This is a genomic window from Brevibacterium sp. JSBI002, from assembly GCF_026013965.1.
Taxonomy (GTDB): domain Bacteria; phylum Actinomycetota; class Actinomycetes; order Actinomycetales; family Brevibacteriaceae; genus Brevibacterium.
Map to the genome: position 1 here is coordinate 2,474,836 of NZ_CP110341.1, position 21,002 is coordinate 2,495,837.

Below are 21,002 nucleotides of genomic sequence, written 5' to 3' on the forward strand. Positions count from 1 at the left end.
GCCTTGTGCCCCAGCGGCGGGCCTGCCACCTCGGGCGCGCCGGCCGAAGAGCGGACTGCCGATCACGGAATCCGCTGCGATATGACTTTCGACACCCCGTCGCCGTGCATCGTCACTCCGTAGAGGGCATCGGCGATCTCCATCGTCCGTTTCTGGTGGGTGATGACGATGAGCTGCGAGGAGTCCTGCAGCTCCTTGAACACCGTGAGCAGACGCGAGAGGTTGAGATCGTCGAGGGCCGCTTCGACCTCGTCCATGACGTAGAACGGGCTCGGCCGGGCCTTGAAGATCGCGACCAGCATGGCCACGGCCACCAGCGACCGCTCCCCGCCGGAGAGCAGGGACAGACGCTTGACCTTCTTGCCGGCCGGGCGGGCATGCACGTCGACGCCGGTGGTGAGCATATCGTTCGGATCGGTCAGGCTCAGTGCGCCCTCACCGCCCGGGAAGAGACGGGAGAAGATGTCCTCGAACTCCCGCGCCGTATCCGCATACGCCTCGGCGAAGACGCGTTCGACGTGCCGGTCGACCTCCTCGACGAGCTGCATGAGGTCCTTGCGGGAGGATTCGATGTCCGCGATCTGCTTCTCGAGGAACTGATGCCGTTCCTTCAGCGCCTCGTACTCCTCGAGCGCGAGCGGATTGACCGTGCCGATGCGCTTGAGCTGCGACGCCGACTGCTTCTGCCGCTTCTCCACTTCCGCGCGCACATACGGCCGGTCCTCGACGTCCTCCTCGAACGACGGAACGGGCAGATGCGGTCCGAATTCGTCGATGAGGCGGTCGATTCCCAGCCCCGTCTCCTCCTCCGATCGATGCGCGATCTCCTCCAGCTTCAGCCGGAAACGCTCTTTCGCGAGTTCGGCTTCGGCGGCGGCGTCCTTGAGCTTCTGCAGCTGGGTTCGCGTCGACCCCAATTCCTCGCCGAGGCGGCCCTTCTCTTCGCGCAGAACACCGCGTTCGTCGACGAGGACCTGGATCGCCTCACCGAGCTCGGCCACCGTGGAGGTGGCCAGCTCCGCGGCTTCGGCCGCGGTTTCGGCGATGAGCTGCACCGAGGCTGCCGCGCGCTTCTTCTTCGCGATAGTGCGCTGCGTCTGCTCCCGAGCCGCTTCTTCGGCCTTCGCAGCCCGCAGGAGGGAGTCCACTCGGTCGCCTAAGAACCGGGCCCGGTCGGCAGCCGACCGGTGGCTGATGCGGGCTTCGACGAGGTCTTCCGAGGATTGGGCGACCTGTGCGCTGAGTTCGTCCCGCGCGGCGGTATCGACGACTTCGTCGACCTCGGCGGCTCCGGCCAGTGCTGCCGCGGCCGATTGAGAGTCGCGTTCGGCGGCGGCGAGGCGGGATTCGAGTTCGGTCGCGTTCTCCTGCGCGCGCTGCAGGCGAGTCCGAGCCACACCGATCTCACCGGTGATGCGCGAAACCTCCTCGGCCGCGGCCATGATCTTCGCATCCGAGGAGTGGAGAGCATCGAGGGCTGCCGCGGATTCCTCACGTGCCGCGGTCAGGCGCGGTTCGAGTTCCCTCACGGAGGCGTCGAGCTTCCCCGCCCGGTCGTCGAGGTCGGCGATGAGGGAATGGGTGTCCTCGAGCGCGGTCTGTGAGGCCAGCCGTGTGCCCGAGGCGGTGCGGGCCCGGCTGATGCGGGTCGCGGTGAGCACTTCACCGTGGACGGTGACGGCGGTGAGTTCGGGCCGGGCCTCGGTCAGCTCGATTCCGGTGCGCGCATCGGGCACGCAGATGACACCGTTCAGCGCCCGGGACAGCAGAGCGCGCAGTTCGGGGACGTCGCTGTCGACGACGTCGGAGAGCCATCGCAGGCCTTCTGACGCAGGCAGCTCCGGCCGGGCCGGCAGCGCGTCAAGGGCACCTCCACCGCCCTTCCCGGCCGCTGGTTCGACCCCGGAGGGGATCGTCAGTGACACGTTCGTGTCCTCGCCGAGGTGGTCGAGCACTGCCAGCGCTGCTTCGCTGTCGTCGACGATGACACCGGAGACCGTCGTCGACAGGGCCGCGGCCGCGGCCATCTCGAACCCATGGTCGACGCTCAGCCGTTCGGTCACAGCGGTGCGCACTCCCGGCAGGTCCGCATTGACGATGTCTTCGAGGTCGGCTTCCAGGGCGGTGCCCAAGGCCAGGGCTTCCGCGCGGGCCTTTGCCGATGACAGTTCGGACGCGACCTGCGCCCGCTGCTCCTGCAGCTCAGTGCGTTTGGTCTCCAGCTTCTCGAGCGTCTCCTGCGCGGCCTCGTAGGCGGAGTCGAGTTCGGTCTCACCGGCTTCGACGTCCTCGACGCCGGTCTCGGCCGATTCGAGTTCCCTCTCACGCTCGGCGATGCGGGCGGTGACGGTGTCGATCTCAGCACGGTTGGCTTCGATCCGGGACTTGAGGTCGGTGATCCGCTCGGCCGCCTGCGTCTGCTTCGACTGCAGCGCCGAGCGGTTCTTCACCGCTTCGGTGATGGCGATCTGTGCGGCCTTGACCTCGTCTTCGGCGGTGCGCAGGGCTCGGGTGAGCTCTTCCTTCCGCTGCTGGCTGGCCTCGAGCGCGGTCGTCTTCTCGGTCACAACCGCCTCGGCGTCGGTGAGTTCGGAGCGATTGCGTTCGGCCTGGGCGCGCAGCTCTTCGGGTGACTTCGCTTCCCTCTGCCCCAGGCTCGTGACCTCCGAGAGCAGGTGGGAGCGCTTGTCCGCGGCGCGTTGGCTTAAGCCCTGAGCACGCACGACTTGTGTCTGTGTCCGCGATTCGGCGGTGCGTTGGACTTCGAGTTCGCTGTCGAGCTCGGACAGCCGAGCTTCGATCTCCGACAGGCGCGCCTCGGTGCGGGTGCGGCGGTGGTCGAGTTCGGCGATGCGGTCGCTGTGGTCTTCGCCCTCGCTCGTCGAGGCCAGGGAGGACTGCATCCGCACGGCATCATCGGCGAGCAGTCTGGCGGTGGCGTCACGCAGCGTCGCCTGCACGGTCGCTGCCTTCGCGGCGGCTTCGGCCTGCCGTCCCAAGGGCCCCAACTGCCGGTTGAGTTCGGTGCGCAGATCGGTGAGCCGGTCGAGGTTCGTCTGCAGTCCGGTGAGTTTGCGGACCGCTTTGTCCTTGCGGCGTCGGTGCTTGAGCACCCCGGCTGCCTCTTCGATGAAGCTGCGGCGCTCCAGCGGGTCGGCGTGGAGGATCGCGTCGAGGCGGCCCTGACCGACGATGACGTGCATCTCCTTGCCGAGGCCGGAGTCGTTGAGCAGCTCTTGGATGTCGAGCAGCCTGGCCGGGGCACCGTTGACGGCGTACTCGGATCCGCCGGTGCGGAACAGAGTCCGCGAGATGGTCACCTCGGTGTAGTCGACGGGGATGGCTCCGTCGGTGTTGTCGATGGTCAGAGTCACCTCGGCGCGTCCCAGGGCCTGGCGTTTCGAGGTTCCGGCGAAGATGACGTCGTCCATCTTTCCGCCGCGCAGATTCTTCGCACCCTGCTCACCCATCACCCAGGACAGGGCGTCGACGACGTTGGACTTGCCCGAGCCGTTGGGTCCGACGACGCAGGTGATCCCCGGCTCGAATCGGAGAGTCGTCGCCGAGGCGAAGGATTTGAATCCCCGCAGTGTCAGGCTTTTGAGATGCATATTGGGCACCAGCATATCCGCAGGCGGCGGCGAGATCCCGAATCTTTTGGTAGAGTTTCTCCTCGTGCGCAGGCGACTGCGCCGTTTTCCTCCGTAGCTCAGTTGGCAGAGCATTCGACTGTTAATCGAAGGGTCGCTGGTTCGAGCCCAGCCGGGGGAGCTGGAAGGGGCCCTGTCGTGCGCGGCAGGGCCCCTGCTTGTGCCACCCGTCCGATGCAGTCCAGTCAAGGAAGGAACGCCGAGGCGGCAGTCCGTTCTCATTCGCATCGCCGAGGACTCGCCCCCGATCGGCCCGATCACTATGAGCAGTGAACATACCAAGACTCAGGAGCTCATCGAGCACCTGAAGCATCCGACGACCGCGCTCCGGCCCTTCAAACGTGAGGGTCTGGACAAGGTGGTCTTCTTCGCAGCCGGCATCCTCGCCGTCGCGTTCGTCGTCTGGGGCTTCGTCTCCCCCGAGACTCTCGGTTCGATGGCGGGAACGCTGCTGACCGGAGTCATGGACAACTTCGGGTGGCTCTTCGTCATCGCCGCCACGATCTTCACGATCTTCGTCATCGTCGTCGCCGTCAGCAGGTTCGGTCGGATCCCTCTGGGCAAGGATGATGAGAAGCCGGAGTTCAAGACCTCCTCGTGGATTGCGATGATGTTCGCCACGGGCATGGGCATCGGACTCGTGTTCTCCGCGGTCGGCGAGCCTCTCTTCTTCTACATGTCGCCTCCCCCGAACACAGTCGACGGGTCCACGCCCCAGGCGATGGGCACGTCCATGGGAACGACTCTGTTCCACTGGACCCTTTACCCGTGGGCGATGTACGCCATCGTCGGTCTCGGCGTGGCCTACGGTTCGTTCCGTCTGGGACGCTCGCAGCTGTTCTCGTCGATGTTCACCCCGCTGTTCGGCGAACGGGCCGTCAACGGAATCGGCGGCAAGGTCATCAACATCCTGGCGATCCTCGCGACTCTGTTCGGTTCGGCCTGTTCGCTGGGCCTGGGCGCCATCCAGATCGGCGGCGGCATCGAGTCCGCCGGCATCATGTCCGAAGTCACCTCACCGGTGCTCGTCATCATCATCGCGATCCTCACGGCCGCCTTCGTCGCCTCCGCGGTCTCGGGTGTGGAGAAGGGCATCCAGTGGCTGTCGAACATCAACATGGTGCTCGCGGTCATCGTTGCCCTCATCGTCTTCATCGGCGGTCCGACGCTGTTCATCCTCAACGTCATCCCCTCCTCGGTGGGTTCGTTCATCCAGGATCTGCCGCAGCTGGCTTCCCGCACGGCCGCCGACGGTCAGGGTGTCAATGAGTGGCTGTCGTCGTGGACGGTCTTCTACTGGGCATGGTGGGTGTCATGGTCGCCCTTCGTCGGCCTGTTCATCGCGCGCATCTCGCGCGGTCGCACCGTCCGTCAGTTCGTCACCGGTGTGCTCATCGTCCCCTCCGTCGTCTCGACCATCTGGTTCGCGATCTTCGGCGGCGGCGCCATCGGCATCCAGGAGCGCGCCGAACGCGGCGAGGGCACGGTCAAGGCGCTCGCGAAGGTCGTCGACGGCGAACCGGACATCAACATGGACACGATCCTGTTCGACCTCCTCGGCGCTCTGCCGCTGCCGAACCTCATTGCGATCATCCTCATGATCGTCACGGTCGTCCTCATCGCGATCTTCTTCGTCACCGGCGCGGATTCCGCGTCGATCGTCATGGGCACCCTGTCGGCCAACGGCATGCAGGAGCCGGGCAAGGGCCTGGTGATCTTCTGGGGCACCGCGACCGGTGCCGTGGCTGCGGTGATGCTGTTGGCGGGTGGAACTGATCCCGCCGAGGCGCTCGACGGACTGAAGAACATCACGATCGTCTCCGCCCTGCCGTTCGTCATCGTCATGCTGCTGCTGTGCGTGGCGGTCTGGAAGGACCTGTCGAAGGATCCGCTCATCATCCAGGAGCAGCTGGCCGCACACGTCCTCGAGACCTCGGTGGCCACCGCGGTCGACGCGTACGACGGTGAGATCTTCGGACTCGAAACCTCGGAACTCCAGATCGAGGACGACCCGGCCGAGTCTTCGGAGGATGCCGCGAAGTCCGCGGACAAGGACACGTCAGCAAAAGACTAACCCCAATTGCTACCTGACGGCGGCCCAGCTACCTCGCGCGAGGTTGCTGGGCCGCCGTCAGGTGGTTTGAACGAAAGGAAGTCGATAGATGAACAGAGTCATCAGACGCGAGGGCAACATCTCGAAGTTCATCGGCTGGATGCTCGTCGTGATGGCCATTCTCGCGTTCATCACGGTGATCATCCTGGCGATCTTCGCCGAACCGGCACTTCTCCTCTTCCTCTTCGGCCCGGTCATCCTGCTCATCGGCGCCTGGGTGAACTTCCACATGGGTGCTCGTGCCCGACTCGAGATCACACCTGAGGAGTTCATCTGGTGCGGATTCACCGGCAGACCCCGCCGGATTGCCTGGCGGGATCTCGACCGCATTCTCATCCCCGCGCCAGGGTCTCGCCCTCGGCTGGCGGCGGCCGCGCGGCTCAGAAACGGTAGGATCGTCGAGGTCGACTCGCTGTGGTTGTCTCCGACGAACCCTGCGAACATACTCACCCCGCCCGACCACGGCGAGGCGCAGAGAGCCCTCATCGACGGCCACAAAGCGTATCTCGCGAGGACGTCCTGGACTCCATAGCGGGACAGAGTCCTGCCGAAGCCCACGATACCTGGTCGGTGTTCGTCGAGTTCATCCTCTTCGTGGCGCGCCGCTGCGGAGAGGCACTCGACGAGATCGATGATCGGTGCCGAGAACTCGAAGCACAGTCCGCGTCTCAACGCGATGCTCGGCGACATCCTCAACGAACATGACTCCGTCGTATCCGAACGGCTGACACATTCGTCCTGAGCCGGCCGAATCCCGTCGCTGTCACATCCCGAACAGTGCCGGAATGGCGATCGGTCCGGCACCGAATGCAGTGATGACGGCAGCCAGCACCAACAGGAGCAGGTCGTATTCGGGACCACCCGCCGAGGCCCAGTACTTCGAGTGCCATTTGAAGACGTGCAGGCTCGTCGTGATGAGCATGAGCACGACCACGCCGAGACCGGCCCATTGAGCGAGGACGCCGGTGGCGAATGAGACTGCGGCGGCGAGCTCGGCGATGGCGACGAACCATGCGGTCGGAACACTGAGCCCATCCGCCTCGGCGAACCGCGGAATATCCTTGGCCTTGACCATGAACTCGCGGACGAAAGCCACGGTCAGAACTGCCCTGACGAGCAGGAGCACGATCCCTGCAGCGATCGTTGGAACCGTGAACATGAGCATTCCTCTCCGCCTGAGCACCGAGGTGGCGACCTCTCGCCCGAGTCTACGCTTCACTGCGTTGAAGCCGGAGGTCTCGACAGCCTCTCCTGCCCGGGATCCATCACCCGGAGTTTCATTGCACCGCGCTGCAGCGGTGCATAATGCCGCTGCCGGTGACCGATGGACCGTTGCCTGTAGGACTTGCGGCGAAGGCGAGGGACTGCGAGCAACGGTGCGGGATGCTCTTGGCCGCTGGGGTGCACCGCGCCTGAGGCTCGGCAACGAAGCCAAACAGCTGCGACGCCACCAGCAGGTTGCTCTGCCTACCTGTACCGCGGGGCCTTCTGGCACACGGGGCAGTAGTGGGTTCCGCGCCCGCCGACGGTGATCTTGACGATCTCGGTCCCGCAGCGCACACATTCCTGTCCCCCGCGCCCGTAGACGAGCAGAGCCCGATCGAAATACCCGGATTCGCCGTTGACGTTGACGTAGAGAGCGTCGAAGCTCGTCCCGCCCACGGCCAGGGCGTCGCTCATCACTTTCGTTGCGGATTCGAGGACCGCGGTCAGGCGGCTCTTCCGTGTACGTGCCGGCACCGCCAAGGGGTGGACTCCCGCCCGGAACAGCGCCTCGTCGGCGTAGATGTTTCCGATCCCGCTGACCAGCGTCTGGTCGAGCAGCGCGGCCTTGATCGCCGTGCGCTTCTTCTTAAGCTCCGCCACGACCCGTTCCGGATCGAACGCGGGTTCGAGCGGATCGGGGGCGATATGGATCGCCGAGGCGGGAACGAGGCGCCCGTACCCGTGGACGAGAGGTTGGACGCCGATATGGCCGAAGATCCGTTGGTCGACGAAGCGCAGTTCGCGGTCGCTGTCGAGGTGCAGAACCGCACGAGTGTGCCGGTGGAACTCCTCGCCGGGCGGATGGATGCGCAGCTGTCCGCTCATGCCCAGATGCACGAGTATGCCGAGTTCGGGCCTCGGCACAGACGAAGCGACCGAGACCGAGGAAGACACAGTCCCCTCCCCCAGGCTCAGCCACATGAACTTCCCGCGCCGTTCGGCCTTGAGGATGTGCGCCCCGGTCACGGCCGAAACGAACCCGGAGACCGCGGACGGATCGATGCGCCGCTGGGACGTCGTACCCAGAATTCGGGGGTCGGCCACCTCGGCGCCGGTGATCGTGGTTCCGGCCGTCCATTCGTCGACGCCGCGACGGACGCTTTCGACCTCGGGAAGCTCAGGCATCAGATGGGTGCCCCAGCAGAGCGCGAAGACCCGAGAAAGACCTCACGTACACGGTGAGTCTCAGCGCCGGTAGTCCGGGTAGATGGTGCGGATAGCTTTGACGGCCACCTCGGCGGCCGCGGCTTCGGCGGCCTTCTTCGAGGATCCGTCGCCGGCGCCCCAGTTGTTCGCCCCGAGCATCGCGGTGGCGGTGAAGACCATCGCATGGTCGGGCCCGGCCGAGGTGATCTCGTAGCTCACTGCGCCGAGGTCGAGGTCGGCAGCGGCCTCCTGCAGGGTGGTCTTGAAGTCCATCCCCGCGCCGAGGTTGACCGCGTCGTCGAGCATTCCGTCGATGAGTCGGTGGACGAAGGCGAAGGCCTCTTCGCGTCCGCGGGAGACGAAGGTCGCGCCGATGAGGGCCTCGACCGTGTCGGCGAGGATCGAGTCTTTGTTCCGGCCTCCGGTCAGCTCCTCACCCTTGCCCAGAAGAATGTGCTCGCCGATGCCGTGTCGGCGGGCGATCGATGCCAGGGCGCGCGTGTTGACGACGGCCGAACGCATCTTGCCAGCTGGCCTTCGGGCAGGTCCGGGTTGTCGTAGAACAGCGACTCGGTGGCGACGAGGCCGAGAACGGAGTCGCCGAGGAACTCGAGGCGCTCGTTGGTGGGGATCCCACCGGCCTCGAAGGCGAAGGAGCGGTGCGTGAGCGCGAGACGAAAAGTCTCGGGATCAATATCGATCCCGAGACTCTTCTTCAGTGCTGCTGTGGTGTCAGTGTCCACAGTCTCAGACGTCAGCGACCTTGCGGCCCTTGTACTCGAGGTACAGCGGGGTGCCGGCTGCGTCTTCGACGACCTTGGCCTGATGGGGGCGCGAGTACACAACGCGACCGTTCTCCACAGTCTTGACCAGGTTCGGAGCCTTGGCCTTCCACTGCGAACGACGGTGGCGGGTGTTGCTGCGCGACAATTTACGCTTCGGAACAGCCACGTCTAGCTCTCTTTCTTCTCTTCCAACAGATTCTTCAATGATGCGAACGGCGATTCGGATTCGTCCTCGTCCACCTCGAGGTCCTCCCCCAGGGTGTAGCTGAACTCCTCGCTCTCATCCCGCGAGGGATTGAACGGCAGAGCCATCACGACGGCGTCTCTGATCGCGGGCTCGAGGTCGAGCTGATCCCGGTCGATGACGTAGGAGTCCTCGTCCCCTTCGGCCTGCTCATAGACGTACATCTCCTGGATGTCCACATCTATAGGCAGCTCGATGGGTTCGAGCGTCCTCGCGTCTTCGCCGCGGGCCATCGCCGAGACTGTGCCCGACACGTAGATTCCCTCCGACACACTCTCGAACATCAGCTCGAGCGTCAGTGGTGAACCTTCCGCAACCCCGATCACTTCGATCTTGAGATCCGCTGGAGCCGACAAGGTGGTGTTCACCCGTTCCCACTCACCCGGATGACCGAGCAATCCCATGGATCTGAGATCATAGACGAATTCAGATCTGTCCTTCATGCCCTGTCCTCCTGGTGCGTTTGAGGATGTCGCTCCTGCGTTCACACGCGACTCACCATTCTAATCATTGTCAGCGGTCATTACCAATCGGTCTTCATCCGCCGTGCAGGTGTTCCTCGTCACCATCGTTCGTGATGATTGCGCCAGGTCACTGCCCCGGCGATGAGGAGCAGCGCTCCGGACATCGTGAACACGATCCCGGAGCCGGCGACGATCGTCAGCGCCGAGGCGGCCGAGGGAATCGCGACCTGGCTGAGTCGGTTGCCCGCCAGGCGGATCGAGAGCACCGCGGCCCGATTCTTCGCATCGGCCAGCGCGGACACCCACGACATGGTCAGCGGCTGGGTGAGCCCGAAGCAGAATCCCGCGACCGCGAGCAGCACCCCGAGCGTCCACGGTTGGCTGAACACGGGGATGAGGACGACGCTGATGCCGGCTATCGCCGAGGCGGTCCACAGCAGAGACAGGTCCCGCCACCTGGCCGTGAGGCTTCCGATGAAGAGCCGTGAGACCACCGAGGCCAGGGTGCGCAGGGCGAGCAGCCAGGTCACCGTGGTCACGGACAGTCCGTTCTGCTGCCCGATGAGCGGCAGGTAGGCGGTCATCAGATCGACGGCGGCGAGCGTAGCCATGGACGCGAAGATCGCCGGTTTCATCCCCCTGATCGCCAGGAGCGCCCACGGCGTCTGCGCCCCTTCGGCCGCCTCGGCGCGGGAGACGTGCGGAGTCCTGCCGCGGAGCATGACGATGACGGCGGCGATGAGGGTGAGCGCGGAGACCGCGGTCATGAACCACAGGGCGTTCGTGATGTGTGCCTGCCCGGAGGTCGCGTCGGCGACCATTCCCGCCAGCGGCAGTCCGATGGTCTGCCCGATCGAGACGCCGAGGGTGAGGTGGCCGAACTTCGATGTCATCTGGGCCGCCGGGAAACTCTGCGGGATGAGCGCTTGGGAGGCGACCGTGGTCAGCAGCTGTCCGACGCCGAGGCTCATCGTGGCGACCAGCAGCACGCCGAGGTTGGGGGCCATGGCCGCGAGCGCGACGGGCAGGACGGACAGCACGGTGCCCGCCCACAGCACCGCGGTGGCATAGCCCCGATCGACGAGGCGGCCGATGAAGAGAGCGGTGAGCAGTGGGACGAGCGAGTACACGGCCGTCATCAGGCCGAGGACGAACCCCGTTCCGCCGAGTTCGAGGGTGCGGTAGGAGATGAGGACGCGGACGCCGTTGTAGGTGGCGTGCGCGAGCACGGTATGGATGACGAGGCCGGGAAACCACGCCCGGTTGGCTGGAGTCGCCGCGCCCATCCCTCAGCGAGCGCCGTCGCCGGGAATGTCCCCCCGCAGGGCGTCGAGCACCGAGGTGGGGACGAGGCCTTCGATGTCTCCGCCGCCTCCGTGGACTTCCTTGATGAGTGAGGAGGAGACGTGTTCGAACTTCGGGTCGCCGGGGACGAAGATCGTCTCGAGCTCGGACAGGTGTTTGTTCATCAGCGCCATCGGCAGTTCGTAGGCGAAGTCGGTGCCCGAGCGCAGGCCTTTGACGACGGCGGGGGCGCCGATTCTCGTGCAGTAGTCGACGAGGAGGCCCCCGGAGACGAGGTCGATCGTGATGTTCTGCGCTTCCCGGGTGCGTTCATCTTCGGCCAGGGACCTGCGGATGAGGTCGGCACGGATCTCCGGGTCGAAGCGACCGGACTTCGAAGGATTGTGGACCACTGCCACGACGACCTCTTCGAACATCCGAGAGCAGCGGGCGATGATATCGAGATGACCCATGGTGATCGGGTCATAGGAACCGGGGCAGACGACCTTCATGCCCTCATCGTATCGTCTGCCCCGATCAGAGGCGGGCAGATCCGTGTGACGGACACGTGAGGTCGCAACCGTCAGTGCGCCTGTTCCGCAGCCGCAGCCACTGATCGTCGGCGGGAGTTTCAGCGTCGGTGCCTTTGACCACTTGACCGTCGAAATCATCCACCGGTCCGTGCAGGCGAGAAGCCGCCTCGGCCATGATCCGGGCGACGATGGCAAGGGAACGGGGTTCATCCCCGGCGGCGACTGCCTCGGCGAGGTTGCGGTGACTGTCCAGGACATCGCACCGAACCTCATAGCCGCGCTTGTCCGACAGCGACAGCAGGCGGGTGTGAACCATCGAGACCTTCATCAGTTCGGTCAGCCGCGCCGATCCGGAGCACGCGACGATCGAGTGATGGAAGTTGAGGTCGGCGTCGCCGATCGTACGCGCGACATTCTCCTCGATCGCACGCTCGAGCTCCCTCAGCGCGCGGCTGATCCGCGCCGTCGAATTTCCGCCCCGGACAACGAGCTTGACCGCCTGCGATTCGATCGCCTCCCGCACGGCATAGACGTCGTCGATATCCGCCGTGCGCATCCGTCTCACATGCACACCTCGTCCTGGAGCATGCGTCATCACACCTTCGCTGATGAGACGTTGCAGGGCCTCCCGCAGAGACGGCCGTGAGACTGCCAGCAGCTCGGCCGTGCGCACCTCATTGATCGACTGACCGGGCTCGAGCGAGCCGGAATAGATGGCATTGCGGATCTGGTCGACGATGAGATCGATCGTCGAAGAGCGGACCACTTTGCGCAGCACCGGCAGCTCGGAAGTCGGAGGATTCGTCACGGTCACGATCATATAACGTTGTCAGACAGTGTGACATCCGGACAACATGAGTATTGAATACTGTTCCAGAGACGCACGTCACGTTCATGTGTCGACGTTCAAGGAAGGAACAGCAAATGAAACTCAAAGGACTGGCCGCCGCGACATCGATTCTCGCGCTGACGCTCACCCTCGGTGCCTGTGGCGGAAGCGACTCCGATAAGTCGACTCTGCAGAAGGCCATCGACGACGGAAAGATCACTGTCGGCTTCGCTGGTGAGGCCCCATACAGCTTCGAAGAGGGCGGCGAACTCCAGGGAGCATCGGTGGCACTGGCCAAGGCTGTGTTCAAGGAACTCGACGTCGACGACGTCGAAGGCGTCAACACGGAGTTCGGTTCGCTCATCCCCGGCCTCAACGCAGATCGCTTCGATGCGATCTCGGCCGGCATGTCGATCCTGCCCGACCGCTGCGAACAGGCGTCCTTCGGTGATCCCGAATTCATGTACACCACTGCCCTGATGACCAAGGAGGGCAAACTCGACGGGATGAAGAACCTCGATGACGTGAAGAAGAAGGGCGTCAAGCTCGCCACCATGACCGGTGCCATCGAGTCCGACTACGCGAAGGACCTCGGTATCAAGACCCAGCAGGTCGGCACCCCGCAGGACGGCATGGATGCCGTGACCACCGGTCGCGCCGATGTCTTCGCGCTCACCGCCATCTCGCTCAACTGGATGGAGAAGAACACCGAGGATTCCGGTGTCGAGGTCAGCGATTCCTTCGTCCAGGAGATCGACGGAGTCCCGCAGGTCGGTGCCGGTGCCACGGTCTTCCGCACCGACGACAAGGAACTGCGCGACGAATGGAACAAGGGCTTGGAGAAGATCGTCTCCGATGAGAAGTCGTACCTCGACGTCGTCGGCGACTACGGCTTCACGAAGGAAGAACGCCCCGACGGTTCGATCACGACCGATCAGCTGTGCAAGGGCGAACTTCCCACCGCTGACTCCTGAGTCGGTTCCTCTCACGCACCATGAATGACAATGTCTCCACGTTGCTGAACTTCCTCCCACAGCTGTGGGAGGGAGTTCAGACAACCATCATCCTCACGGTGGCCGGCAGCATCGGCGCCGTCCTCATCGCACTCATCCTCGGTCTGACGATGACCTCGCCGAGCGCCTGGCTGCGCATTCCGGCCCGCATCGTCGTCGAGTTCTTCCGCGGCACTTCTCTGCTCGTGCAGCTGTTCTGGCTGTTCTACGTGCTCCCGCTCCTCGGCGTCGATTTCGATCCTATGGCCTGCGGAGTCGCCGCTCTGGCACTCAACTACGGAGCCTATTCCGCCGAGGTGGTCCGGTCCTCGATCAAGACCGTGGCCCCCGGTCAGTGGGAAGCAGCCATCGCTCTGAGCCTCTCCCCCACCCGCCGGATGATCCGCGTGATCTTCCCGCAGGCCTGGGCGCTCATGATCCCATCCCTGGCGACCCTGCTCATCCAGCTGCTCAAGGGCACGGCAGTCGTCTCCTTCATCACGCTGTCCGACCTCACCGACAAGACCGAACAGCTGCGCCAGTCGACCGGCGACACGATGTTCGCCTACTCGATCAGCCTCCTCATCTACTTCGTGCTCGCGTGGCTGCTCCAGGAATTCATGAACTTCCTCGAACGCAGAGCGACGAAAGCTCTCGGCCGTCGTCGCCCGAACTCTCGCACCGATCGTCGTGAGGCCAGGCGTGCAGCCCGTGCCGATGCCGCGCGCCAAGACCGTCTCAAGTCACACGTTGCCGCTGGTGAAGGTGCCGACCGCTCCAAAGGTCCGTTCCCAGGACAGGGAGGTGACCTCTGATGTGGAACTGGGAATTCGCCGCCGAGGCCCTGCCGATCCTGCTCCGCGGTTTCGTCAATACCCTCATCGCCACGGTCGTCGGCACGGCCATCGCCGTCGTCCTCGGACTCATCCTCGCCGTGGCCATCCGCGGCCTCCCGCGGTGGATCAACTGGCTCGTCCGGCTCATCGTCGCGTTCATCCGAAACACCCCGCTGGTCGTCCAACTGCTGTTCGTCTACTATGCGTTCTCCGATATTCCAGGACTCGTCGATGTGCCCGCTCTGGTCATCGGCTTCATCGTCATCGGCATCCACTATTCGACGTACATGTCCGAAAGCTACCGCGCCGGAATCGATTCCGTGCCGCCGGGACAGTTCGAGGCGGCCACCGCGCTGTCGCTGCCGCCGGTGCGCACGTTCACCGCGATCGTGCTGCCGCAGGCGCTGCGAGCGACCATCCCTTCGCTGGGAAACTACGCGGTCGCAATGTTCAAGGACACGCCGTTCCTGTTCGCGATCTCCGTCGTCGAGCTCGTCACCGCTGCGAAGGAATTCGGCGGTTCGACCTTCGCCTACACGGAAGCCTTCACCCTGGCCGGAATCATCTTCCTCGCCGCCAGCTACCCGACCTCACTGCTCATTCAGAGATTGGACCGACGCCTTGCCACCTACTGATAACACCCCAGCCAATTCCTCCACTCCCGGCGCAGGCACACCGGCGATCGAGTTCAAAGACGTGGAGAAGAGCTTCGGCCCGACCACCGTGCTCAAGGACCTCAACTTCACAGTGGCACCGGGCGAGCGCGTCACACTCATCGGTCCCAGCGGTTCGGGCAAGACGACGATCCTGCGCCTTGTGATGACGCTCGAGGAGCTCACCGGCGGATATATCTTCGTCGACGGTCAGCCGCTGACTCACGAGGACCGCGGAGGCAAACGCGTGGAACTGCCGAAGAAGCGCACACGTGAGATGACCACGCGCATCGGCATGGTCTTCCAGCAATTCAACCTGTTCCCGAACATGACCGTGCTCGAGAACATCATCGAAGCTCCCGTCCATGTGCTCGGCAAGTCCAAGGCAGACGCGACCAAGGAAGCCAAGGAGCTGCTCGAACGCGTGGGCCTGGCCGACAAGGCCGACGCTCACCCGACTCGTCTCTCCGGCGGTCAGCAGCAGCGAGTGGCGATCGCCCGTGCGCTGGCGATGAACCCGGAGATCCTCCTCCTCGACGAGGTCACCTCGGCGCTTGACCCCGAGCTCGTCGGGGACGTGCTCGGAGTGCTGCGCGATATCGCCGAGACCACGGACATCACGATGCTGCTGGTCACACACGAGATGCAGTTCGCCCGCGACGTCTCTCACCGCGTGATGATGTTCGACGGCGGTCAGGTGCTCGAAGAGGGTCCTCCGGATCAGATCTTCAACAATCCGCAGCACGAGCGCACGCGCAAATTCCTCTCCAGCGTGCTCTAATCCTCTGCGGCGCTCACTTCCTCCGGCTCTGCGACGAGCTGGACGAAGTGGATCGCGGTCTCGCCGAAGGTCTTCGCGCGGAATACTTCGAGCCCCTCGGGCATGGTCGGCTCCGGCGAACGCGCGGCACGTTCGACCACGACGATGGACTCCATGTCCAGATATGTGCTCAGCCGCCTGAGGATCTGCGTGACGGCATCCTCCCCCAACGGGTACGGCGGATCCATGAACACGAGGTCGAAGACGCGTGACTCCGGGTGGTCAGGACCCGGCAGTCCGCCGAGAAAGTGGAGCACGTCCCCGGTGTGGACTTCGGCCGAATGGTCGAGGCCGAGCTTGTCCGCATTGGATTCCAGAGCACGGGTCGCGGCCAGGGATGAATCGACGAAGTCGACTTGTGCTGCGCCCCGCGACATCGCCTCGAAGCCGAGTCCACCGGAACCGGCGAAGAGGTCGAGGACGTTCGCTGCTGGCAGCACCCCGTAGCCGTCGAGCATGGAGAACAGGGACTCCTTGACACGGTCGGACGTCGGCCGGGTGTTCGCCCCCGATGGGGAGGTCAGTTTGGCGCCTTTGTGTGCGCCGGCGATGATTCTCATATCTGCTCCCTCAGCCTGCCTCGATGAAGTGGGCGTCGTCCTCGGGCAGGACGCGCCTGATGAAGGCCTTGAGCGCGGGCACCGCCTCGAGGGTGGGGTCGATGGCGACGATCTGCTCCGCGATCGTCTTCGCTTCGGCGACCATCTCGGAGTCGCGGAGGATCGACAGATGCCGCAGCGAGGATCCGCCCCACTGGGAGCCGCTGAGCACATCGCCTTCGCCGCGGGCGTCGAGATCGTATTCGGCCAGGGCGAAACCGTCGAGCGTCTCGGCCACGGCCTGCAGCCGCCCATAGCTCTCGTCCTCAGCACTCATCTCGGTGAGCAGGAAGCACAGGGCCGAGCTGCCGTCACGTCCGACGCGTCCGCGCAGCTGGTGCAGCTGTGCGACACCGAAGTTCTCGGCTTCGATGATGACCATCATCGTCGCCCTCGCAACGTCGACGCCGACCTCGATGACCGTCGTCGAGACGAGGATCTCGATGTCGCCTCTGACGAAGTCCGCGAGCACCCTGTCCTTCTCCGCCGTCGACATCCGCCCGTGCAGCAGACCGAACTTCAGACCAGCCAGTTCTGGGGTCTCTGACAGCTTACGTGTGATGTCCTCGATGCCCTGCTTCTGCCCGACCACGTCCCCGGACTCCGGATCTTCGATATCCGTCGGTTCGATCCGCGGGAAGACGACGAAGACTCCCTTCTCAGCCTCCACGGTCTGCCGCATGAGCTGACGCACCCGGACGTACCAAGCGGGTTGGTCGACGATCGGCACCACATGAGTGGCGATGTCCTTCGGCCCGGCCGGCATCTCCTTCAAGGTCGAGATATCGAGGTCGGCGAAGACCGTCATCGCCACGGTGCGCGGGATCGGCGTCGCCGACATCACGAGAGTATGCGGGGTCGTGTCCCCGCCCTTCGCGCGCAGCGCTTCCCGCTGTTCGACACCGAAGCGGTGCTGTTCGTCGACGACGATGAGACCGAGGTCTGAGAACATCGTCGACTCCGACAGCAGCGCATGCGTGCCGACGACGATGTCGATGTTGCCTGCGACGAGGTCGAGGGCGAGTTCGCGACGCTCCTTCGTCGGCATCGATCCGGTCATCAGCGCCACTGTCACCTGGTCGTCGTCGGCCAGCAGCGGGGACAGCGCCATCTGCTCGTCGAGGAACGTCTGGATCGAATGGAAATGCTGAGTGGCGAGCACCTCGGTTGGGGCGAGCATGGCGGCCTGGGCACCGGAGTCGACCGCGGTGAGCATGGCCCGCAGCGCCACAAGTGTCTTACCGGAGCCGACGTCACCGTGCAGGAGCCGGTGCATCGGCCGGTCCGCGGCCATGTCCTCGGCGATCTCCTCACCGACCCTGACCTGGGATGCGGTGAGGGTGAAAGGCAGGTCTTCGTCGAAGCGGCGGCTCTTCGCCCCTTGAGTGAGCAGCGGAGTCGCCTTCTCCGCGGCCAGAGTTGCTTTGCGGGCAGCGAACTCGGTCTGCAGGGCGAGCGCCTCTTCCCACTTCCACCTCAGCCGGGCCCGTTCGACGTCCTCGATCTTCCGCGGCCGGTGCATGTCCTCCAGCGCCGTGCGCAGATCCGGCAGTTCATGAGCGTCGCGCAGCCCTTTCGGCAGCGGATCCTCGAACTCCTCGTCACCTGCGACGGTGAGCAGGGTCTTGATCGAACTCCACAGCCGGGACTGCGCGATCTTCTTCACGGCCGGGTAGATGGGGAACGGCGAGTTGAGGTCCTCGGGCGTCCACTCGTGGTCATCCTCGGTGCGGTTGAGCCACACCGGAGACGCCAGGGTCAGCTGCCCGCGGAACGATTCCACCTTGCCGCCGAAGACGACGGTCAGTCCCGGCTTCAGCGCCTTCTCCAACCAGTGCTGGTTGAAGAACGCGATCTTCATCGACTGCTTCCCGTCGTGGACGATGACCTCGGTGATCGTGCCTTTCCGCTGCTTCATCCGCCGCGTCTCCACCTTGATGACTTCGGCCTGGATGATCGCGGTCTCCCCCAGCGGCAGGCCGCCGAGTTCCGTGCGCTCCCCGGGCACGAGGTAGCGCCGCGGGAAGAATCGGAGGAGGTCGGTGACCGAATGCACCCCGCGCTTGGCGAGGTTCTTCCGATCGGCCGGCCGGAAGTTGTCCTCAAGCCGAGTCGTCATTCGACCCCCATGATCACGAGCACCCCGGAATCTCTGGCATCGATGTCCTGGAAGTGGACGGTCTCATGCGATTTCTGGATCCAGTCCCGCAAGTGGTCGAGCACTTCCGGAGCGCAGTCCGGTCCGTGGACGACGGTGAGCAGCTCTCCCCCTGCCCCGAGCAGCCGATCGGCGAGCTTCTCGACCAGAGTCCGCAACTCCGTGCTTTGGGTCTTCGCGCGGCCTTCGATGAAGACCCGGTAGAACTGCGCCGGATGAGCCGCCACTGCCGTGCCCCCACTCGGACGATGAGCCGTGTCCGCACCCGGAACACCGCCCGCACTCGATCCTTCGTCCTCGCGAATCACCGGCAGCATCCCCGTCGGCGGATCGGTGGCGAGCTGGTCGGCCGAATAGATCGTGCCCACCCTCGTGCCCGCGGCCGCTTCGGTCATATCCGCGAAGATCTCCCCCGCCGGAGCGAAGGGATCGTAGACGGCCAAGGCCGAGAGCAGGGTGCCGACGTTGCGAGAGCGCACGACGTGCGCCCCCAGCCCTGCCAGGGACTTCAGCGCCGAGGTGGAGCTGGGAATGACGATGACCTCACGGTCCTCGGCTGCGATGAGTTCGGACATCGTCTCGAACAGGCCCCCCACCTCCGGAGTCAGCGCCGTGGCTCCGTTGAGTGCGGTGTGCATGAGCAGTCCCGTGCCCTTGACCAGGGCGATGAGCTTCGTCTCGCCCTCCTCCTCGTGCATCCGCAGGTCTTCCATATCGAGCCGGGCGATCCCATATTCGCCGAGGCGGTCGATGACGGTCGCGGCGGTCGTTTCGTCGGCGACGTGGACGTGGACCTTGGCCGCATTGATGACGATCGAGGTCCCGCCGAGGCGGTCGAGATCCTCGGCGAGAGAGTCCGCTGGGGTGTCGGCGAGGATGGCGACGATCTCGAGTTCGTCGGCGGTGGCTTCGTGGATGATCTTCGGGGCGCGGGCCACCTCGGCGAGCATCGAATCCTGCGGGGTGCGGCCGGTGACGGTGGCGTAGAGGAGGTCGAAGAGTTCGACGATGCCCGTCGATCCGGCGTCGACGACCTCGGCTTCGCGCAGCACGGTGAGCTGTCCGGTGGTCTCACGCAGAGCGGTGCGGGAGCGTTCCCGCACAGACGCGATGACGTCGATCAAGGAGGCTCCGTCGTCGGCGCGTTCGCGGGCCTCGGTAGCCATGGCGTCGAGCACGGTGAGCATGGTGCCGTCGACGGGTCGGGCGACAGCGGCCCGGGCCCGGTCCGACGCGGTCTCCAGGGCGGTGGCCATGGCGTCGGCGGTGGCCACGGTGACTCCGGCCAGAGCATCGGCGACTCCCTGCAGAGCGACAGCGAGGATGAGTCCGGAGTTGCCGCGCGCACCACGTCCGGCTCCGGCGGCCAGTGCCGCGACGACCTGTGGGAGGGTGACGGGGCCGGTGAGCTCTTCGACGGCGAGGTAGGCGGCGCGCAGGGTGTGGTACATATTCGTGCCGGTGTCGCCGTCGGGGACGGGGAAGACGTTGAGCTCGTCGATCTCGGTGCGTTCCTTGCGCAGCCGGTCGACCGCACGGCGGGCCCAGCGGGCGGCCAGACGACCGTTGAGGCTGATGGCGTTGCTCATGTCACTTCCCGAAATGGCTGAAACCGCTCGCCGGCACGGGTGTGCCGTCGAGGCTGACATCGTGTCCGGTGCGGATCTCACCGATTCTCCGCCAGCCTACTCCAGGCGCGGCGGCAGGCGGCGCAGACGCGGCGAAGCCGTGGTCCTCTCCCCCGTCGAGGACCCAGGACAGCGCCAGATCCTCTGCCGTCGTGGCCCTTTCCGTCTCACCGACCCCATCGCTTGGCCCTGTCGTCGCTCGGGCATCGAGCACGAATTCGGCCGCCGGCAGCAGCGGGTCGACGAGGTCGCGCAGGAGTGATCGGTCAAGGTCGACTCCCACCCCCGAGGCCGTCGCCACCCGGGCGAGGTCGAGGCTGAGTCCGTCGGAGACGTCGATCATCGCAGAGGCGGCTTCAGCCGTGCGCAGTGCCCCGTAGTCAGGCTGCGGCGCCAGTTGGGTGTCGATGAGCCAGCGGAGTTCAGGCCCGGCGGTGTCTGGTCGCGCTCCGGCGAAGAGCAGGTCGAGTCCTGCGGCGGCTCGCCCGACCGTTCCGGCCAGGAAGAGTCCGTCCCCGGGCCGGGCGCCCGATCGCAGGATCGCGGACTCCTCACCTACGGTCCCGAGTGCGGTGATGGCGATGACGATGAGACCCGAGGACGACAGGTCCCCGCCGATGATCGGCACCGTGCAGTCCAAAGCCGTCCCTGCTCGTTCCGCTTCGTCGAAGAGCCCGGAGTACAGGGCTTCGAGACAGGCGATGTCCGTGTCATCCGGAACGGCGACGGAAACGAGCAGTCCGTGCGGGATCGCTCCCATGGCACAGACGTCGGCCAGGTTCTGGGCCGCTGCCTTGACTCCGAGCTTCTTCCAGTCCAACCACTCGCGAGTGAAGTCCTCGTGCTCCACGAGCATGTCCGCGGTCGAGACGAGTCGCCCCTCAGGTGCGGTCACGGCCGCATCGTCTCCGGGTCCCACGATCACGTGCGTGCTGCTGGGATTGCGGCCCAGCACGCGGGAGATGATGTGTGATTCGCCAAGTTCGGACAGTTGGGTCATGG

The 21,002-nt window shown here is 65.1% G+C and carries 18 protein-coding genes, 1 tRNA gene and 1 pseudogene; 7 read left to right on the forward strand and 13 right to left on the reverse strand.

Going from position 1 to position 21,002, the window contains the following annotated elements:
* Window positions 1–62: 62 nt before the first annotated feature.
* A complete protein-coding gene (gene smc, locus LJ362_RS11260; RefSeq protein ID WP_264799144.1) occupies window positions 63–3,611 on the reverse strand; it encodes a chromosome segregation protein SMC in 3,549 nt (1,182 codons plus the stop codon).
* 87 nt (window positions 3,612–3,698) lie between these two features.
* On the opposite strand from smc, the gene LJ362_RS11265 reads away from it, so the two are divergent.
* The 3 genes from LJ362_RS11265 to LJ362_RS11275 all read left to right on the forward strand — a co-directional run bounded on the left by LJ362_RS11265 (window position 3,699) and on the right by LJ362_RS11275 (window position 6,295).
* A tRNA-Asn gene (locus LJ362_RS11265) sits at window positions 3,699–3,771 on the forward strand.
* 141 nt (window positions 3,772–3,912) lie between these two features.
* Window positions 3,913–5,724: a BCCT family transporter gene (locus tag LJ362_RS11270; RefSeq protein ID WP_264799145.1), complete on the forward strand. Its 1,812-nt coding sequence runs from the start codon at window positions 3,913–3,915 to the stop codon at window positions 5,722–5,724.
* A gap of 88 nt (window positions 5,725–5,812) precedes the next feature.
* A complete protein-coding gene (locus tag LJ362_RS11275; RefSeq protein ID WP_264799146.1) occupies window positions 5,813–6,295 on the forward strand; it encodes a hypothetical protein in 483 nt (160 codons plus the stop codon).
* A 231-nt stretch (window positions 6,296–6,526) separates the two neighbouring features.
* Here the strand turns inward: LJ362_RS11275 and LJ362_RS11280 are convergent, their stop codons facing one another.
* From LJ362_RS11280 to LJ362_RS11315, 8 genes and pseudogenes are all read right to left on the reverse strand, one after another.
* Window positions 6,527–6,922: a DoxX family protein gene (locus LJ362_RS11280; protein WP_264799147.1), complete on the reverse strand. Its 396-nt coding sequence runs from the start codon at window positions 6,920–6,922 to the stop codon at window positions 6,527–6,529.
* Window positions 6,923–7,230: 308 nt separating this feature from the next.
* On the reverse strand, window positions 7,231–8,154 hold the full coding sequence (gene mutM, locus LJ362_RS11285; RefSeq protein WP_264799148.1) for a bifunctional DNA-formamidopyrimidine glycosylase/DNA-(apurinic or apyrimidinic site) lyase: 924 nt from the start codon (window positions 8,152–8,154) through the stop codon (window positions 7,231–7,233).
* Between the two features lie 60 nt (window positions 8,155–8,214).
* Window positions 8,215–8,918: pseudogene (gene rnc, locus LJ362_RS11290) on the reverse strand (ribonuclease III).
* A 4-nt stretch (window positions 8,919–8,922) separates the two neighbouring features.
* Window positions 8,923–9,126 carry a 50S ribosomal protein L32 gene (rpmF, locus tag LJ362_RS11295; RefSeq protein ID WP_025777330.1) on the reverse strand — a complete coding sequence of 68 codons (204 nt, stop codon included), beginning with the start codon at window positions 9,124–9,126 and terminating at the stop codon, window positions 8,923–8,925.
* Between the two features lie 2 nt (window positions 9,127–9,128).
* On the reverse strand, window positions 9,129–9,692 hold the full coding sequence (locus LJ362_RS11300; RefSeq protein WP_264799149.1) for a YceD family protein: 564 nt from the start codon (window positions 9,690–9,692) through the stop codon (window positions 9,129–9,131).
* 74 nt (window positions 9,693–9,766) lie between these two features.
* On the reverse strand, window positions 9,767–10,954 hold the full coding sequence (locus LJ362_RS11305) for an MFS transporter (RefSeq protein ID WP_264799150.1): 1,188 nt from the start codon (window positions 10,952–10,954) through the stop codon (window positions 9,767–9,769).
* 3 nt (window positions 10,955–10,957) lie between these two features.
* Complete coding sequence (gene coaD, locus LJ362_RS11310) at window positions 10,958–11,464, reverse strand: pantetheine-phosphate adenylyltransferase (protein ID WP_264799151.1); 507 nt, start codon at window positions 11,462–11,464, stop codon at window positions 10,958–10,960.
* Window positions 11,465–11,489: 25 nt separating this feature from the next.
* Window positions 11,490–12,293 carry a GntR family transcriptional regulator gene (locus tag LJ362_RS11315; RefSeq protein WP_264799152.1) on the reverse strand — a complete coding sequence of 268 codons (804 nt, stop codon included), beginning with the start codon at window positions 12,291–12,293 and terminating at the stop codon, window positions 11,490–11,492.
* A 116-nt stretch (window positions 12,294–12,409) separates the two neighbouring features.
* Here LJ362_RS11315 and LJ362_RS11320 point away from each other — a divergent pair, with 116 nt between their 5' ends.
* From LJ362_RS11320 to ehuA, 4 genes are read left to right on the forward strand one after another with little or no spacing between them, the layout of a single operon-like run.
* Entirely contained in the window at window positions 12,410–13,288 is an 879-nt protein-coding gene (locus LJ362_RS11320) for a transporter substrate-binding domain-containing protein (protein ID WP_264799153.1), read from the forward strand.
* A 20-nt stretch (window positions 13,289–13,308) separates the two neighbouring features.
* The gene (gene ehuC / locus LJ362_RS11325) at window positions 13,309–14,121 is read left to right on the forward strand and encodes an ectoine/hydroxyectoine ABC transporter permease subunit EhuC (protein WP_264799154.1); all 813 of its coding nucleotides are present in this window, start codon (window positions 13,309–13,311) and stop codon (window positions 14,119–14,121) included.
* Window positions 14,121–14,777, forward strand: a complete 657-nt coding sequence (gene ehuD, locus LJ362_RS11330) for an ectoine/hydroxyectoine ABC transporter permease subunit EhuD (protein ID WP_264799155.1) — start codon at window positions 14,121–14,123, stop codon at window positions 14,775–14,777. Before ehuC ends, ehuD begins: the two co-directional genes overlap by 1 nt.
* On the forward strand, window positions 14,764–15,576 hold the full coding sequence (ehuA, locus tag LJ362_RS11335; RefSeq protein ID WP_264799156.1) for an ectoine/hydroxyectoine ABC transporter ATP-binding protein EhuA: 813 nt from the start codon (window positions 14,764–14,766) through the stop codon (window positions 15,574–15,576). Before ehuD ends, ehuA begins: the two co-directional genes overlap by 14 nt.
* On the opposite strand, the gene rsmD is transcribed toward ehuA, so the two are convergent.
* The 4 genes from rsmD to thiL are packed head-to-tail and all read right to left on the reverse strand — an operon-like array spanning window position 15,573 to window position 21,000.
* Window positions 15,573–16,175, reverse strand: a complete 603-nt coding sequence (rsmD, locus tag LJ362_RS11340) for a 16S rRNA (guanine(966)-N(2))-methyltransferase RsmD (RefSeq protein WP_264799157.1) — start codon at window positions 16,173–16,175, stop codon at window positions 15,573–15,575. The two genes, ehuA and rsmD, sit on opposite strands and share 4 nt — an antisense overlap.
* A 10-nt stretch (window positions 16,176–16,185) precedes the next feature.
* On the reverse strand, window positions 16,186–18,333 hold the full coding sequence (locus tag LJ362_RS11345) for an ATP-dependent DNA helicase RecG (protein WP_264799158.1): 2,148 nt from the start codon (window positions 18,331–18,333) through the stop codon (window positions 16,186–16,188).
* On the reverse strand, window positions 18,330–19,961 hold the full coding sequence (locus tag LJ362_RS11350; protein WP_264799159.1) for a DAK2 domain-containing protein: 1,632 nt from the start codon (window positions 19,959–19,961) through the stop codon (window positions 18,330–18,332). The genes LJ362_RS11345 and LJ362_RS11350 overlap by 4 nt, the downstream gene beginning before the upstream one ends.
* Before the next feature lies 1 nt (window position 19,962).
* A complete protein-coding gene (gene thiL, locus LJ362_RS11355; protein WP_264799160.1) occupies window positions 19,963–21,000 on the reverse strand; it encodes a thiamine-phosphate kinase in 1,038 nt (345 codons plus the stop codon).
* Between the last annotated feature and the right edge of the window lie 2 nt (window positions 21,001–21,002).